This is a genomic window from Natronosalvus halobius (assembly GCF_024138145.1).
GTDB classification, from domain to species: domain Archaea; phylum Halobacteriota; class Halobacteria; order Halobacteriales; family Natrialbaceae; genus Natronosalvus; species Natronosalvus halobius.
The window spans coordinates 1055407-1071926 of the sequence record NZ_CP099997.1 but is presented as its reverse complement, the minus strand read 5'-3'; the positions used below and the strand labels follow the sequence as shown (position 1 = coordinate 1071926).

Here is a 16520-nt window from a genome sequence, read left to right as displayed (position 1 = left end):
ATTCAGCCGTTGATGGACCTGAGAACCGGTATTATCCGAGGGATAAGAGATATCACGTTCTCTGAGAGGATGTCGCAACAATTCGACTGGGAATCCGTTCTCCATCGCGAGTCCCCACAGAACGCGTATACAGGCGGTCTCGAATTACAATCCAGAGTATCGATCGACGTAGAAGTCAGGTGGGATACGGGTTCATAATCGCCGTGGATTCCGTAGACTCGTCCCCGAAAAGGAGAGGAAGGGCGGCCCCGGCGAACTGTTTCGATCTGTAATCGACGTCATACCCTGTGTATAAGTATAATAGAACAGTCGGTAGTTCTACTCGATGAACGTTCGCGACGTGTATCAAACGGCGAATCGAGTGCGCAGGCTGGTCCAGGACGAGCGAGAATCGAGGTTGATGTTCGAACTCTCGCGTCGGGAGCGCCTCTGGCTCTATCGACGGCGGTTTCTGAGCAAGTCGGGTGTAGTTTACGACTTCGATACCTACGACCCGTCGCTGTATCTCGACGACTTTCAACGGTACGTCCGGACGGGTCGAATCAACGACCACTGGGGCGCACTGATCGACAATAAACTCGCCTTTCACGAAATCCTTGGCAAGTTTCCGTCCCATCGATCGACGGTACACGGACTGCTCAGGGATGGCTGGTTCCACGCGTTCGATTCGAGTGACAACACTGTAGTCGCAAGCGACGGTGGCATCGAACTCGAACGTCCGACCGATCCCGACGTGTCGCGTCCAACCAGGGATCCGATCGACTGGTTCGACGAGACTCTTTCGGACGGAGAGCAACTCGTTTTGAAGTGGTTCAGCGGCGGCGGCGGAAACAACGTTCACTTCCTCGAGCGAAGGGACGGGTCGTATCTGTACGACGGCGGGCAGATGACTGATACCGAGCTTGCCCGGACGCTCGCGGACCTCCAGGACTATCTCGTCTGTGAGTTCGTCGAGCAAGGCGAGTACGCCGCCGAACTGTACCCCGACACGACAAACACGATCCGGGCGCTGACGATGTACGACGAGCACGCCCAGGAGGCGTTCATTCCGATCGCGGTTCAGCGAATCGGGACCAGCGATTCTGCGCCTGTAGACAACTTTTCGAGGGGTGGATTGTGCGCGAAAGTCGATCGAGAGACCGGAGCGCTCAGTGCTGGCGCTCAGTACTATCACAGCGACAGCGTCGTCTGGCACGACACGCACCCCGAAACCGGCGCCCGAATCGAGGGAACGAAGGTCCCGGGTTGGGACGAAATCCGCACCAGACTGCTCGAGATTGCCAACGAACTCTCGTACATGCCCTACGTCGGGTGGGACATCGTCGTCACGGGCGACGGCGAGTTCAAGATCATCGAGGGGAACAGCCAGACGGGCGTCGCCTCGCTACAGGTCCACCGCCCGCTCCTCGCTGACGAGCGAACGCGACGGTTTTATCGACGACACGACGTCGTTTGATTGCCCGTCTGCGGGCGAATTTCCCTGCAGAGACCGTCCAGAGTGGAAAGATGATCGGCAAGAGTTTCTTCGGGTTTACACGGTGAAGCCACTCTACTTTGTGGTCTGCTCGAGATGAGAAGGGAGAGAAGCGCCCCGGTTTCGCTTTATCTGTCTTTATTTTCAATCACTGATGAACTTGTTGTCCCGCCAGTTCACCCCGCTCGAGGCCGACTTGCGCTCGCGGGGCCCCTCGACGACCTCGACGTCGGCGGGTCTGGCCTCGCCGTCGACGATTCGGGTCGCCTCGAGGTCGCCGTCGCGCTCGGAAATCGCCGTCAGCGTCCCCTTCTCGGTCTGGAGGGCGATGTCACAGAGCACCTGGAACATCTCGTACTGGAGGAGCGAGTTCTGGAGGACCGTCTCGCGGTCGCCCTTGAACGCCGCGAACTCGACGAGTTCCGACTCGATTTCCTCTTCCTCGTCTTCGTCCCAGCGGAACGAATTCTGCCGGCGTTCCTCCGGATCCTCCTCGTAGACCCGGTTCTCCGTGACGCTGGCTTTCAACTGGGCAGCCGGCGTGTACTTGCTGACCGTGTCGTCGTTGGAGACGGCTTTGAGGATGAGGGTGTTGTTTCGGCGGGTGAGCTCGACGTCGGTGACGCCGTCGGGGTAGGTCGCCGTCTCGAGGTGCTCTTCGAGGTCCTCGAGCGGGAGTTCGAGCGTGGAGTGCAGCCGATACACGTGTCTGGATTCCTCTGTTGACATATCTGGAAGGGGGTGGGCGATAGTCGTCTGGTTCCTAGTACGGTCGCTCCCCATATATGACCTGCTATTATCTCCCCGGGTGACGTATTGGAATACATATGAGTGTTTGCGAACAGGTCGCCGAGGATCTCGTCGACGGCGGTCCTGTCAGGTGGTCAGTATCCGGGGTACCCGATCAGGTACTCGCCTGGAGCGTCGTCTCGAGTTCGCCGCGCTCGTCGAGTTCGGCCAGGACGTCCGACCCGCCGACGAACTCGCCGTCGACGTAGGTCTGTGGGATCGTCTCCCAGCCGCTGTGTTCCGAGAGGGCCTCCCGGAACTCGGGCAGGGATTCGAGTACGTCCACCGTCTCGATATCGTTTCGGTGCTTGCCGATTAGCTCGAGGGCGCGCTGGGAGTACCCACACTGGGGCATGAGTTCGTTGCCCTTCATGAAGAGAACGATCTCGTTCTCGTCGAGGGCGGTTTCGACGATTTCGTCGACCTCGTCTTGCTCGAGGCTACTGTCTGGCTGAAACGTCATGGGCGTTCGTAGGGGCGTGGGATGGAAAGCGTTTGCGCCACACGGATATCGTCGCAAATCCCTCAGACTTTAGGAAGTATCGTGTTCCAAACCCGTCTCAGGTGAAGACGCGATACCGGACGGCGAAGCGAAGCACCGGGCTAGGACTGGTAGTCGTCCGCCTCTTTCCCGACGCTGATGACCTGCAACAGGGAGTAGATCGGAACGCCGTCGAGTTCGTCGACTCCCTGCTTGTCCGCGAGGACGACACACGCGAGCGGTTCGCCGCCTTCCTTTCGAATCGCGTCGATGGTCTCGCGCATGGTCGTCCCGCTGGTGACCGTGTCGTCGACGACGTAACACTCGCGGTCCCGAATCGCCGCGAAATTTCGGGAGAAGGTCCCGCCGAGCTCGTCGATGTCGCCCTCCTCCCACTGGTGTTTCGCCGGCGTGTACGTTCCCAGGTCGGTCTCGAGTTCGTGGGCGACCAGCGCGGCGATGGGGCCGCCGGCCTTCTCGATGCCGATCGTCAGATCGACGTCTTCGCCGTGTTTGGCGAGCAGGTCTGCCATCGCGCTGGCGACGTAGCCCATGCGCTTCGAGTCCCGACCGATGGCCGACCAGTCGACGTGGATGTCCGCCGATCCGGCGGTATCGGCCGTCTCGGGGGCCGACGGTTGCGGTGCGGTGCCGCTGCGTTCGACCAGCCAGCTCGCCGTCTCGCGGGAGACGTTCAACTCGTCTGCGATCTCGCCCTTCGAGAGGCCGCGCTCGGCGAGGTCGGCCGCACTCTCGATCAGGTCGTCGACGTTCTTCATATACGATCGAATTCGACCGCCGTTTTTATAGTCGTGTCGTCGTCGACGAATGCCGCCTCGAAGGCTTCGACGTCGTAAATCCCGGTCACGAGGTCGTCCAGGAAGGACGACGGCAGCTGTGTGAGCGTGTCGATGGCGGCCTCGAAGTGGCTGCGGTTGGCATTGACGCTCCCGACCAGCGCCTTGTTGTGGAGCACGAACTCCTCGTGAAGCGCGCCGCCGTCGATTTCGAACGTCCAGCTCGAGGGGACGCCGAGCAGGGCGCCGACGCCGTTGGGCGCGAGCGCCTCGATCGTCTCGAACGCGTGGGGGGCGTACCCTGTCGCCTCGTAGATGAAGTCCATTCCCTCGTACGCGTCGGGCACCTCGGATACCGGCGTCTCTCGCGAGTCCACGTACGTCGCGCCGAGGGACTCGACGATGTCGATCGTTGGGTCCGGCCGGTCACGCCGGCCGAGGCAGTACGTGCGATCGACCTCGAGAGTTTTCGCGAGCATGGCGACGGTCAGCAGGCCGAGCGAGCCGTTGCCGAGGACCATCGCGGATTCGGGTTGCCAGTCGAACGCCGACCGGCTGGCGACGGCGTGTTCGATGGCCTTCTCGGAGATGGTGATCGGTTCGACGAGGAACCCCAGCGGCGCGAGTTCCGCCGGGATCGGAACCAGGTACTGGGCGGGGCTGGTAAAGTACTCCGCCATGAACCCGTGAGCGCCGACGATGCCGCGCTCGTGGTACTCGCCCTCGGGCGCCATGTCGGGATAGCCCGACTCGAAGTAGCGATTCGACCCGTTCGGCGGTCGTCGAACCGTCGGGACGACGATCTGCCCCTCCTCGAGGTCGGTCCCGTTCGCGTCCTCGACGACGCCGACGGCCTCGTGGCCCAGCACGAGGTGGTCCTCGCCCTCTGGGACGCCGCCGTGTTCGCCCGCGATGACCTCGTGGTCGGTCCCGTCCACGCCGACGCGGAGCGTGCGAACGAGGGCTTCGCCGTCAGACGGGTCGGGAACCGGCTTCTCGAGCATCACTGGCTCGCCCGAACCCGGCTCGACTGCGATGGTTTTCATACCGATCCCTCGTTCCCCGACGACTAAAAGTTTATTCTATCTCGAGTAAAGATCGCAGGTATCGCCAGAGAGCGACTGCTGTCGTGCCAGCAAAGACGGCTGCCGTTGCGTCGACGGAACGGCCACTGTTACCCCAATGAACGGCCACCGTTGCGTCAGCGGAAACGATTAACCCGCCGCCGCGCGCATGCCGTGACATGGAACGCTACGACCTCGTCTACCGGCTCTACGACGAGTTCGACACGAAGACGCTCCGGGAGTACCAGGAGTTCGTCGACGTCTTTCCGCCAATCGACTCCCGGGTGGCCCTCGAACACTGGCAGGACGCGAGCGAGGAACTCGAGTCCCGAAAGGACGAGATTCGCTCGGCGTTCGCCGCCGGCGAGACGCTCGCCGAAGTCGCCGCGCGAACCACGCGAGATCAGGCGTTCACCGCGCTCGACCTCGAGGCCAGGTACGGCCGGGCGGTGAACGTCCTCGTGCTCGACGTCGACGAGACGCTTCGCTCCGCGGGCGGGACGGACAACGAGATTCCGCGCGACACCCTCCACGTGCTTACGGAATTCCACGAGGCGGGGATCCCCATCGTCATCTGCACCGGACAGACCCTCGAGAACGTCAAGGGATTCGCCATCCAGGGGCTGGGCAGTGAAATCGTCCATTCGGGAAACCTCTCGATCGTCTACGAGACGGGAAACGGCGTCTTCACGCCGGGCCACGGCGCCGACACCAAGCAACTGCTCTACGAGGACCTCGACGCGGTGATTCGCGACGTCTTCGACGACGTTCGCGCACGCGTCCTCCCCGACGCCCCCGAGGACCTCCGCCGGGGCTGTCACCTGCAGGGCAACGAGTTCAACGTGACGATGAAACCGAACTACGAGACCGGGTCGAGTCGAGCCCGCGAGATCATCGACGATGCGCTCGTGTACATGATCGACCTGCTGGGCGGGGCCGTCGCCGAGACAGTGGACTGGAGCGGGGCCGACACGACCGAAGCAGCTGACGAGGACGACACCACCGAAGCGGGCGAGGACGTCGACGTCCCGGAGCCGAGTGAGTACGCCCGCGCGTTCTACGCCGCCGAAGACCCCGAGATCAGGGGCGTCCTGGAGCAGGGCGGCGCCTATCCCGACGTCGATCGCTCGGGCGTTCCCGACGCGCTCGCAGACGTCTTCGAGCGCATCGACGTCGCCTACTACGAAGCCGACGCAGCCGAAATCGCCAGTCTCGAACTCGACAAGGTCGCCGGCGTCGAGCGCGCGCTCTCTGTCCTGGACGTCGAGGATCCGTTCGCGCTCGTCATGGGCGACTCGAAGAGCGACCTGCGCGTGATGGAGTGGGTCGCGAGGAACGACGCCGGCATCGCCGCCGCGCCGGAGCACGCCTCGAAGGACGTGCTCGAGCACGTCCTCGGTTCGGACGAACTCGTCTTCGATCGGGGCAAGAGCGTCGACGTGTTGCGGACCGTCTACGCGCTCAACAGGTTCGCTCGACTCGATCGGTGACCGCTCGGTGGGACTGACCGTCTCGACGCCGTGAAAAAGTGGTTTTCACTCGCGTCGTGACGTGATTGTATGCGACGTCGAACACTGCTGGCCGGCCTGGGGAGCGCGGGTGCGGCCACCGGCGTAGTGGGTGCCAGCGACGGTGAGTGCGAGTCTCGAGACCAGGACGGGGACGATTCCGTGGATCAGAACGAAGACCTGCCGGACACGATCGGGATCGACATCGAAAACCTCGAGGGCGAGTGTCTGAGCGACGGGACGGGAGCCTATCCAGCGGTGCGGTTGCTCGAAGGCGGATTGCAGGTCGAGACGGCGCTCCAGACGCCGTCGCCGTGTCACGAGGTCGTCCTCGAGTCAGCGGCCGTTCGCGAGCACGGTGGCACCGATACCGAGGACGACGAGCGTGGCCAGGTCGATGGCAACGATGACGACAGCGATGGCGATGGCGATAGGCACCTGGACCGGAGCACGACCGAACTGGTCGTTCGTCTCCGTCCCGGCGAACCGGTCGACGAGACCTGTATCCAGTGCGTCGGTGCCGTGAGTTACTGCCTGTCGGTTACGTTTGCCGACCCCGGTGCTCGCCCCGACGCGTTCAGGTTGGTCCACGAATCGTTCGCTGATCCCCGGACAGTTCTGAGCCTCGAGTGGCTGCCCACGAGCAACGAGGAGGATGGTGACGAAACGAAGAACGATGCTGATTCGGGCGACGGATAGGGCGGAGACTACAGGAGCGACAAAAACGACCACTGAATCAGTGCTCGACGAACTCGAGCAAGATGCCGCCCGTATCCCGCGGATGCAGGAACGCCACGTCGTGACCCCAGGCGCCGGGCCGCGGTTCGTCGTCGATACACTCGATACCGAGGTCGCGAGCGCGCTCGAGGGCCGCCGCCGCGTCGTCGGTCTCGACCGCGAGGTGGTGGATTCCGGGGCCGTTTCGCTCGAGGTACGTCGCGATGGTGCCCTCCTCCTGGGGCTCGAGCAGCTCGAAGTAGCCGTTCTCGAACGCCAGGAAGACGACGGTCATCCCGTCGAACGTCTCCTCGTGGGCGACCTCAACGTCGAAGAGGTCGGCGTATCGGTCGGCCAGCGTCTGGGCGTCCTCGGTCGCGATTCCGGCGTGATCGAAACGCATCATGTCTCGAGATGAATCGACCATCGTCGTCAGTGTTGCGCTCGATTCGCGGTCCGCGAAATAGCCGTGTAGACGCCGTGACGGACACTCCGTCGTGACGGCGAGGGACGACCGAACCCAAAAGTGTTAGTAGGAAAACAACAGATACTCGAGCGAATGCAGATCACCACCACCGAAACCGTTCCGGACGGCGAAATCGACGAAATCCTCGGCGTGGCCCGCGGAAACACCGTGGAAGCCAGAAACGTCGGCCGAGACATCACCCAGGGCATTCGCAACATCTTCGGCGGCGAACTCAAGGCCTACTCCGAGTTGCTCTCGAAAGCGCGGGACGAAGCCGTCGACCGCATGGAAGCCGATGCCGAGCGCATGGGCGCCGACGCGGTCGTCAACGTCCGCCTCGAGACCTCCCAAATTACCGACGGCGGCTCGGAGGTCATGGCCTACGGGACGGCCGTTCGGCTTCGGTGACGGTCTCGGTTCCTCTTCCGCTCACTCGCTCGGACACTCGCCAAATTACGACCCGTCGTCGTCCCCACCCCCGCCCTCGTCTTCCATCGCGAACGCCGGCGGTTCTCCCGAAATCTCGAACACCTCGCGCATCTCCTCCTCGGAGAGTTCGAAGTCGAAGCAGTCGGCGTTCGCTTCCACGTGATCGCGACTCGCCGCCTTCGGAATCGCGACCACCGATGGCTGCTGGAGCAGCCACCGTAGTGCGACCTGGGCCGCCGACTTGCCGTGTCGCTCGCCGATGGACTCGAGGCGCTCGTCGTCGGCGACGTCTCCCCTCGCCAGCGGCGAGTAGGCCGTGAGCGAGACGCCCGCCTCGAGGCAGTACTCGAGCAACGCGTCCTGGCGGTTGAACGGGTTGTACTTCACCTGGTTCGTGACGATGGGCGTCTCCGACCGGTCGACGGCCTCCTCGAGTTCCGGGACCGAGAAGTTGCTGACGCCGACGTGGTCGACGACCCCCTCGTCCTGGAGGTGATTCATCGCGTCGAGGGTGATCTCGAGGGGCACCTCGTCGGTCGGCGCGTGCAACAACAGGAGGTCGATCGTCTCGATCCCCAGTCGGTCACGACTCCCTCGGGCGGACTCGAGCACGTCGTCGAAGGCCGCGTCCTCGGGATCGATCTTCGTGACGACGAACACCTCGTCGCGGGGGACGTCCGCACGCTCGAGGCCGTCGCCGACGGCCGATTCGTTGTCGTACATCGTCGCCGTGTCGAGGTGGCAGTAGCCGGCCTCGAGGGCCCACTCGACGGCTTGTGCGCAGTCCTGGCCGGTGATCCGGGCGGTGCCGAAGCCGAGGGCGGGGATCGACGCACCGCCGGCCGATACGGTCGAGTCGATGGTCAGTTGCGACATGGTAGCCGGTCACCGCTCCAGGTTAAGAAACGGCGGCTTCGACTCGCCGGGCCGGCGGTCGCGTGCTCGATTGAGGTAGCCCGTGCCGGCAAATATCCGGGGAGTGCCTGGACGCTTCGAAACGCGACCGTGTGGCCGGCGTGTCCAGGACTGAAAAACCCGGCCGCTACCTCTCTCCTCACTCTCACACCGCGCTTCCCGGCGTGTACTCCCCGAACTCCTCGCGGAAGACGTTACAGATCTCTCCAACCGTTGCGTACGCTTTGACCGCGTCGACGATGACCGGCATGAGATTGTCGTCGCCCCGCGCGGCCTCCCGCAAGCCCTCGAGCGCTGCCTCGACGGCCTCCTCGTCACGATCCTCCTGGACGGACTCGAGGCTTCGAATCTGTCGCCGTTCGTCTTCTTCCGTGACCTCCTGGACGTCCATCTCGGGGTCTTCCTCGACCTCGAACTCGTTGACGCCGACGATGATGCGCTCGCCGTCTTCGATCTCGCGCTGGCGGTCGAACGCGGTGTCCTGAATCTGGCGCTGGACCCACTGCTGTTCGATCGCTCGCCGCATCCCGCCGCGCTCGTCGACCTCCTCGAGGAGGTCGTAGGCCTCGGCTTCGACCTCGTCGGTGAGGTGCTCGACGTAGTAACTGCCAGCGAGGGGATCGACGGTGTCCGCCGCGCCGGACTCGTGAGCGAGGATTTGCTGGGTGCGCAGGGCGGTCCGGACGGACTGCTCGGTGGGGAGAGCCAGCGCCTCGTCTTTCCCGTTGGTGTGGAGGCTCTGGGTTCCTCCCAGCACTGCCGCCAGCGCCTGGTAGGCCACCCGGACGACGTTGTTCTCGATCTGCTGGGCGGTGAGCATCGAGCCCGCCGTCTGGGTGTGGAACTTCAGTTGCCTGGACTTGGGATTTTGCGCGTCGAATCGCTCCTCCATCAGGTCGTGCCACATCCGACGGGCGGCGCGGAACTTCGCGACTTCCTCGAAGATGTTGTTGTGGCCGTTGAAGAAGAAGGAGAGCTGCGGGGCGAAGTCGTCGACGTCCAGCCCGGCGTCGATGGCGGCCTCGACGTACTCGAGGCCGTTTCCGAGGGTGAAGGCGAGTTCCTGGGCGGCCGTCGAGCCGGCCTCGCGGATGTGATAGCCCGAGATGGAGATGGTGTTGAATTTGGGCACTTCCTCGGCGCAGAACTCGAAGATGTCCGTGATGATCCGCATCGACGGCTCGGGCGGGTAGATGTAGGTGTTCCGGGCGATGTACTCCTTGAGGAGGTCGTTCTGGATGGTTCCCCTGAGTTCGGCGCGGTCGACGCCCTGGCGGTCCCCCACGGCGATGTACATCGCCAGCAGGACCGACGCGGGCGCGTTGATCGTCATGCTCGTCGAAACCTCGCCGAGCGGAATGCCGTCGAACACCGTCTCCATGTCCTCCAGGGAGTCGATGGCGACGCCGGCCTTGCCGACCTCGCCAGCGGACATCTCGGCGTCCGAATCGTAGCCCATCTGGGTCGGCAGGTCGAACGCCATCGAGAGCCCGGTCTGGCCCTGGTCGAGCAGGTAGTGAAATCGCTCGTTGGTGTCCTCGGGTGTCGAGAACCCGGCGTACTGGCGCATCGTCCACAGCCGACCCCGGTAGCCCGTGGAGTAGACGCCGCGGGTGTAGGGCGCCTCCCCGGGGAAACCGAGATCCTCCTGGTACTCGAGGTCGGCGACGTCCGCCGGCGTGTACAGTCGATCGACTTCCTGGCCGCCGGTGTCGGTCGTGAACGTCTCCTCGCGTTCGCCGAATCGGTCGATCACCGGTTCGACCTGCTCGTCGTGCCAGGTTTCTTTCCCCTCGCGGATCGCCTCGAGATCCTCGGCATCGAACATTATCGATGCCGACGGTTTCCTGTGGCTTGAAGGTTGACAAACGAGTCGGTCGACGGGAACGCAACCGGCCGCGCTCGTCCGGCGCTACGCTACGTTCTGGGCTCGGCCGCCTCGGCGTTTTCCTCCCGATTGCGGTACTCCTCGAGCACGCGGTCTTCCCGCGATCCCGTCCCGAACAGCCGCTCGGTGAACGTTCGCTGTGACGGCCGTTCCGAGAGCAGGACCGACCCGTCGACGACGTTGGCGACGTCGATGTGGAGCGAATCCTTGACGAGCCGCGAGAGCAGCCCGCGCTCGGTCGCGCCCATCATGACGATCGTGCTGTCCAGGTCCCTGGCCGTGCGACAGATCGCCCGCTCGACGTCTCCCGAATCGTCGACGACGATGTCGGCGTTCTCGAGGCCGTGATCGTTCGCCCAGTCGGAGAGGAACGCTTCGCCTGCCGCCCGGTCGGCCGGCTCGTCGACGACGTGCAGGAGGCTGATCTCGGCATCGGCGCCGGTCTCGAGGGCCTGTGCGATTTCGGCGCTCAGGTTCGAGTCGGGCCCGCCGGCGGTCGGAAGGAGCACCCGTGACGGGTCGAGGCCACGGTCTTTGACAACGAGGAAGTCCGCCGGGAGTCGATTCGTGAGTTCGTCCAGGTGGCTCTCGGCGCGGGCGGAGGTCCACAGCTGATCCTGTCCCCACCCGAGGAGTACGAGGTCTGGGCGAGTTCGCCTGGCGCGGTCGAAGATTTCCTCGAACGATCGAGGAGAGACGATGGTCGACGTCCCGAACTCTACGTCGTAGCCGTCGCCGATCCGGCGGATATCCTCGAGCAGGCGGTCGGACTCGCGAACGATTCGGTCGTGATGACTCCCGCCGTCGGCCATGTGCTGGGGCGTCTGGACGATGTGGACGACGTGGACCTGCCCCTTCTCCTTGGTTTCGGCCAGCGCACAGGCAAACTCGACGAGTCGCGCTTCGGTTCGCGGGTTGGCGATGGGGACGAGGATCCGGTAGGAGTCCTCGTCGCGAACGATCGTCTCGACGGTGTCGACGACGGGGACGTACGTTCGCCCAGAGAGCGAGCCGAGGAGCCACTCGCGGATGGTGAGTCGTCTAGCGTTCTCGTACCGGTCGATGTCGAGTCGCCGGTCGCTGGTCTGATAGTAGTTGACGACGGTGACGAGCAGGACGCCGCCGAGGGTGTTCCCGAGCAATACCGGGATCACGAACTGGGTCATCGCCGGGATCACCGCAACGTCGCCGAGGACGAGGATCAGGTAGACGACCTCGGTGAAGGAGACGACGACGTGGTACAGGTCGCCGAGCGGGATCGTCAGAAAAGCCAGATAGACCACGAGCAACCGCGAAGTGGTGTCGCGAACGGCGAAGTTGATCCAGACGACCCCCGCGACGACCAGTCCAGCGAACGCCCCTTTGAAAAAGAGGCTCGTGGCCGGGGTTTCGATGCCCTTTTCGGCGAAGTAGATCGCCATTTCGGCCGATTGCGCGTCGAAGACGCCACCGTAGGCGAGGGCCACCGCTCCGAGCGCGCCGCCGGCGAAGTTTCCGGCGAGGACGATCACCCAGTGGCGAAGTAGCGTCGGGACCGACGAGAGGCGCTCGAGGACCAGCGCGACCGGTGGCAGGGTGTTCTCGGTGTAAAGCTGGTAGCCGCCGATGATGATGTAGATGAACCCCAGCGGGTAGAGCAAGGCGGCGACGATGTCGCTCTCGGTCTTCGTCGACATCGAAGCGTAGACCAGGAACGTGATCGTGATCGCGAAGCCGCCGGCGAGTGCGCTGAAGAACAGTTCCCGCACGCCGGAGGTGATCTCGTGATCGGCGTCCGCGACGATACGCTGAAAGACTTCGTCCGACGAAAATCGGTCCGGCATGACCGTCCCGTACGCCGGTGCGCCGCTCTCGGCCCGCTGTGGAATCTCCACTGCGGAATCGTCGTCATCACTCATTGTCGACTCCCACTCATGGCAGGGCTAAGTGACTTTCTTCATCGGATGGTCCGTGCCGGGGTTCGAGCGTCATCGACGCCCGGTGTCGTACTTGTACGTCGCCGTGTCCGGATCGATACCGAAGTCCTCGGGGGAATCCTCGTCGCCGGCGTCGGCGCCCTCGGATTCGTTCGCCTCCTTGAACGCTTCTCGCAATCGTCCGGGCATCTCGAACCCGTCGACGCCGATGGCGAGCGGGACCGCGTCCGGATCGACGCCCTCCCGTTTGTCCGTCAGTCGTTCCTGTAACACGGCAGGGAGGGCCGATTCCTCGAGGCGACTGAAGCCGAACTGCGCGAGGTAGGCCCCCTCTCCGGTGAGGGTGTAGACCGTCTCGAAGCCCTCGTCGCCGGCGTACTCGACCAGTCGTTCGACGACGTGGGCGCCAACGCCCTGTCCGCGCCACTCCTCCAGGACGCCGATGCTCGTCAACTCGCAGACGTCGTCGGCGTCGTCTGGTTTGTGGATACGGATGCGGCCGAACCCCGCTTTCTCCCCCGATTCCTCGTCGATGGCGACCACGTAGTCACGCGACCGGAACGCCGTGTCGTCGAGCCCCATCGCCTCGATGTGATCGAGAAGCCAGACCTCTTCCCGGTTTTTCGCGTCCCGTACGTACATGATTCGAGGTAGGGTCGCCGCGGCCAAAAGCGTTTGTGGGGTACTCGCAGGTTTCGGCCGACATCGAGACGGTAACGTTCATGATACGGGACAGCAAACCGTGTCAGTGACATGGAAGGGGACCTTATCGACGAGGTGGTCCACGAACCCGACGAGACGTTCGTCGAGTCCACCAACGTCCGGGCGTTCATGCGCGAGTACGGCATCGAGGACTACGACGACCTGATCGAACGCACCACGACCGACCGGGACGACGGCGAGAGCGGGGTCGAGTGGTTCTGGGACGAACTGGTCGAGTACCTGGACATCGACTTCTACGAAGACTACGACCAGATCCGGGACGACAGCGACGGCCCGCAGTTCACCGACTGGTACCCCGGCGGCGAACTCAACGTCGCTCACAACGTCGTGGATCGTCATGCCGCCCTCGAGGCCGAGACCCGCAACAAGGTCGCCACCATCTGGGAGGGCGAAGACGGCGAGGTCCGGGAGATCACCTACCACGAACTCCACCGCCAGGCTAACAGGGTAGCGAACTACCTCGAGTCGGCAGGTATCGAGACCGGCGACACCGTCGGGCTGTACATGCCGATGGTGCCAGAGGTGGTGTCGATCCTCTACGGCTGTTTCAAGGTCGGCGCCATCGCCGTCCCCATCTTCTCGGGCTTCGGTGTCGACGCCGTCGTCACCCGCATCGAGGACGCCGAGTGTTCGGTACTCTTTACGGGAGACGGCTTCTACCGCCGGGGCAGTCCGGTCACGCTCAAGGGCAGCGCCGACGACGCCATCGTCCAGGCGGGCCACGTCGAGCACACGGTCGTCTTCGATCGACTCGGGTCGAGCGACGTCAGTGGTAACGCCGACGCCGGCGACGATAGCTCGGCTGTCGACGTCGAAATTCCGTGGAACGACGCCCGCGACGTGTGGTGGCACGAGGCCGTCGAGAACCAGGACGACGCCTACGAGAGTAAATCCCTGGACTCGAGCCAGGAGTCGATGCTGCTCTACTCCTCGGGCACCACGGGGACGCCGAAGGGGATCGTCCACACGCACGCGGGCGTACAACTGCAGTGTGCGAAGGAACTCCACTTCGGGTTCGACCTGAAGCCCGCCGATCGCTTCTTCTGGGTCAGTGACATCGGCTGGATGATGGGGCCCTGGACCCTGATCGGCGTCCACACCTTCGGCGGCACCGTCTTCATGTACGAGGGTGCCCCCGACTACCCGAACCCCGACCGCTTCTGGGAAATGATCGACCGCCACAAACTCACCCAGTTCGGCATCTCGCCGACCGCCATTCGCGCGCTTCGGAAACACGGAGATCAGTGGCTCGAGGGCCACGACCTCTCTTCGCTTCGAATACTGGGCTCGACGGGCGAACCGTGGGACCCCGAGAGCTGGCAGTGGTTCTACGAACACGTTGGCGGGAGCGAGGCACCGATCGTCAACATCTCCGGGGGCACCGAGATCTGCGGCTGTTTCCTGATGCCGATGCCCGATCAGCCGCTCAAACCGTGTACCCTGGGCGGCCCCGGACTCGGCATGGACATCGACATCGTGGATCAGGACGGCAACTCCGTCAAAGACGATCACGAGCGCGGCTTCCTCGTCGCCCGCGATTCGTGCCCCTCGATGACCAAATCCTTGTGGAGCGGCGACGAGCGCTACCTCGAGGAGTACTGGTCGACGTTCGAGGATCTCTGGGATCACGGCGACTGGGCCCAGAAGGACGAGGACGGCTTCTGGTTCCTCCACGGCCGGGCCGACGACGCGCTGAACGTGGCGGGTCGGAAGGTCGGCCCCGCCGAGATCGAGGGCGTTCTGATCGATCACGAAGCCGTCAACCAGGCCGCGGCCGTCGGCGTCCCCGACGACACGACCGGTACCGCGGTGGTCGCCTACGCCATCCTGGAGGACGGCGTCCAGGAGTCCGAGGAACTCCGCGAGGAACTCCGCGAACAGATCGGCGACGAACACGGCAAACCGTTCCGTCCTCGCGAAATCCTCTTCGTCGACGGCTTCCCGAAGACGCAGTCGGGCAAGATCATCCGTCGGGCCATCGAGGCCGCCTACACCGGCGAGGACCTGGGCGATCTCTCGAGTCTCGAGAATCCTGCGGCGCTCGAGGCACTCGAAGACGCCCGATAGGGCGGTCAGGCTGCTCGAGATCGAGTATCCGTTTTCCACGTCGCCAGGCCGGTGAGTGCCGCGCCCACGAGACCGGCGACCCCGGCGGCGAGGAACGCCGGCGTGTACGTCCCGAAGAGATCGTAGCTCGCGCCGGCCAGCGGCGGGGCGAGCAGTCCCGAGACGGCGAACGCGAGCGAAACGACGCCGAAGAGGGCGTTGGCGTCGTCGGGACCGAACAGATCGACGGTGAGCGGGGACAGCAACGCCCCGTTACCGCCGTAGGCAGCGCCGAAGACAGTTGCGAAGGCGACGATCCCGGCTGGCGACGACAGGACGGGTAAGGCGAACGTCGAGAGCGCCATTAGGGTCGAACACCCGATGAACGTACGGCTCCGACCGAGGCGGTCCGACGCGAACCCGATCGCCGCTCGCGAGGCGGCGGTCGTGGCCCCGATGATCGAGAGCGCGAGCGCCCCGACTCGCGCGTCGAGCCCGAGGTCAGTGACGTGAGCCACCAGGTGGACCAGCGTCACGTACAGGGTCCCGTAGATGAGTATCCAGCTGACGAACACCAGGAGGAAACGACGGCCGGTGGCGATCGACGCGACGTCTCGAGCCTGCTCGAGCCACCCTCTCGACCGCGAGCGCGTCTCCGGGTAACCGGCGGGAAATTCGCTCGCCGGAACCCCTCGCTCTCGAGGGTCGTCCTCGATCAGCACGGTGGCGACGACGAGCAGGGCGACCAGCCCCGCGATAAGGGCGAGATAGGCGCGCCGCCAGCCGTAGCGGGCGATGAGGAGCGTCGCGACGGGCGTGACGGCGACCATGCCGACACCGAGTCCGGCGCTGGCGAGACCGCTCGCGAAGCCTCGACGGCGCTCGAACCACCGGGGAACGGTCGCGTACGAGACGACGTAGATCAGTCCCATGCCGAGGGCCGTGACGACTCCGTAGGCAAGGCCGAGCGTCGTGATCGAGTTCGCCTCGCTCGTCCAGAGCAACCCGAGTGCCAGCAACACTACGCCGGCGCCCATGACTCGTCTGACGCCGTAGCGGTCGGCAATGCCGCCGAAGAGCGCCGCACCGACGTAGATCATCAGGGTCTGGACGGAGAACACGAGCGACGTCGCGCCTCGAGAGAGGTCGAAGTCGGCCGCTAACGGTTCGAAGAACACGCCAAAGGAGTAGGACACACCGAAGATGACGAAGGTGCCGATGAAGCAGGCTGTCGTCACGACCCAGCCGTAGTAGTAGCCGTCGTTCGTCGAAACCGGCCCCGTCACTGTCCCCGAATTGGTCGGTTC

Annotated in this window: 15 protein-coding genes; 5 read left to right on the top strand and 10 right to left on the bottom strand. The window is 64.2% G+C overall.

Going from position 1 to position 16520, the window contains the following annotated elements:
• The first annotated feature begins 400 nt into the window (after positions 1-400).
• Complete coding sequence (locus NGM15_RS05145; RefSeq protein ID WP_253436161.1) at positions 401-1456, top strand: sugar-transfer associated ATP-grasp domain-containing protein; 1056 nt, start codon at positions 401-403, stop codon at positions 1454-1456.
• Between the two features lie 162 nt (positions 1457-1618).
• On the opposite strand, the gene NGM15_RS05140 is transcribed toward NGM15_RS05145, so the two are convergent.
• The 4 genes from NGM15_RS05140 to NGM15_RS05125 form a co-directional block, all read right to left on the bottom strand.
• Positions 1619-2203, bottom strand: a complete 585-nt coding sequence (locus tag NGM15_RS05140) for a DUF7110 family protein (RefSeq protein ID WP_253436158.1) — start codon at positions 2201-2203, stop codon at positions 1619-1621.
• Positions 2204-2378: 175 nt separating this feature from the next.
• The gene (locus NGM15_RS05135; RefSeq protein WP_253436155.1) at positions 2379-2726 is read right to left on the bottom strand and encodes a glutaredoxin family protein; all 348 of its coding nucleotides are present in this window, start codon (positions 2724-2726) and stop codon (positions 2379-2381) included.
• A 140-nt stretch (positions 2727-2866) separates the two neighbouring features.
• A complete protein-coding gene (gfcR, locus tag NGM15_RS05130; RefSeq protein ID WP_253436152.1) occupies positions 2867-3523 on the bottom strand; it encodes a transcriptional regulator GfcR in 657 nt (218 codons plus the stop codon).
• The gene (locus NGM15_RS05125) at positions 3520-4587 is read right to left on the bottom strand and encodes a glucose 1-dehydrogenase (RefSeq protein WP_253436149.1); all 1068 of its coding nucleotides are present in this window, start codon (positions 4585-4587) and stop codon (positions 3520-3522) included. The genes gfcR and NGM15_RS05125 overlap by 4 nt, the downstream gene beginning before the upstream one ends.
• Positions 4588-4784: 197 nt before the next feature.
• Here NGM15_RS05125 and NGM15_RS05120 point away from each other — a divergent pair, with 197 nt between their 5' ends.
• Entirely contained in the window at positions 4785-6095 is a 1311-nt protein-coding gene (locus NGM15_RS05120) for an HAD family hydrolase (protein WP_253436146.1), read from the top strand.
• A gap of 69 nt (positions 6096-6164) precedes the next feature.
• On the top strand, positions 6165-6812 hold the full coding sequence (locus NGM15_RS05115; RefSeq protein ID WP_253436143.1) for a hypothetical protein: 648 nt from the start codon (positions 6165-6167) through the stop codon (positions 6810-6812).
• 37 nt (positions 6813-6849) lie between these two features.
• On the opposite strand, the gene mce is transcribed toward NGM15_RS05115, so the two are convergent.
• Positions 6850-7233, bottom strand: a complete 384-nt coding sequence (mce, locus tag NGM15_RS05110) for a methylmalonyl-CoA epimerase (protein ID WP_253438251.1) — start codon at positions 7231-7233, stop codon at positions 6850-6852.
• Between the two features lie 156 nt (positions 7234-7389).
• Here mce and NGM15_RS05105 point away from each other — a divergent pair, with 156 nt between their 5' ends.
• Positions 7390-7704, top strand: coding sequence for a YbjQ family protein (locus NGM15_RS05105; RefSeq protein WP_253436140.1), 315 nt, complete (start codon positions 7390-7392; stop codon positions 7702-7704).
• 45 nt (positions 7705-7749) lie between these two features.
• Here NGM15_RS05105 and NGM15_RS05100 read toward each other — a convergent pair whose 3' ends face one another.
• From NGM15_RS05100 to NGM15_RS05085, 4 genes are all read right to left on the bottom strand, one after another.
• Complete coding sequence (locus NGM15_RS05100) at positions 7750-8601, bottom strand: aldo/keto reductase (RefSeq protein ID WP_253436138.1); 852 nt, start codon at positions 8599-8601, stop codon at positions 7750-7752.
• 184 nt (positions 8602-8785) lie between these two features.
• Positions 8786-10468, bottom strand: coding sequence for an acyl-CoA mutase large subunit family protein (locus tag NGM15_RS05095; RefSeq protein ID WP_253436135.1), 1683 nt, complete (start codon positions 10466-10468; stop codon positions 8786-8788).
• Positions 10469-10557: 89 nt separating this feature from the next.
• Positions 10558-12426 (bottom strand): formate/nitrite transporter family protein, encoded by a 1869-nt coding sequence (locus tag NGM15_RS05090; protein WP_253436132.1) that lies wholly within the window; start codon positions 12424-12426, stop codon positions 10558-10560.
• Positions 12427-12495: 69 nt separating this feature from the next.
• Positions 12496-13086 (bottom strand): GNAT family N-acetyltransferase, encoded by a 591-nt coding sequence (locus NGM15_RS05085; RefSeq protein ID WP_253436129.1) that lies wholly within the window; start codon positions 13084-13086, stop codon positions 12496-12498.
• A 111-nt stretch (positions 13087-13197) separates the two neighbouring features.
• Between NGM15_RS05085 and NGM15_RS05080 the strand changes: the two genes are divergently transcribed.
• A complete protein-coding gene (locus NGM15_RS05080) occupies positions 13198-15234 on the top strand; it encodes an AMP-binding protein (protein ID WP_253436125.1) in 2037 nt (678 codons plus the stop codon).
• Positions 15235-15239: 5 nt separating this feature from the next.
• On the opposite strand, the gene NGM15_RS05075 is transcribed toward NGM15_RS05080, so the two are convergent.
• Positions 15240-16499: an MFS transporter gene (locus NGM15_RS05075; RefSeq protein ID WP_253436122.1), complete on the bottom strand. Its 1260-nt coding sequence runs from the start codon at positions 16497-16499 to the stop codon at positions 15240-15242.
• Positions 16500-16520: the final 21 nt, after the last annotated feature.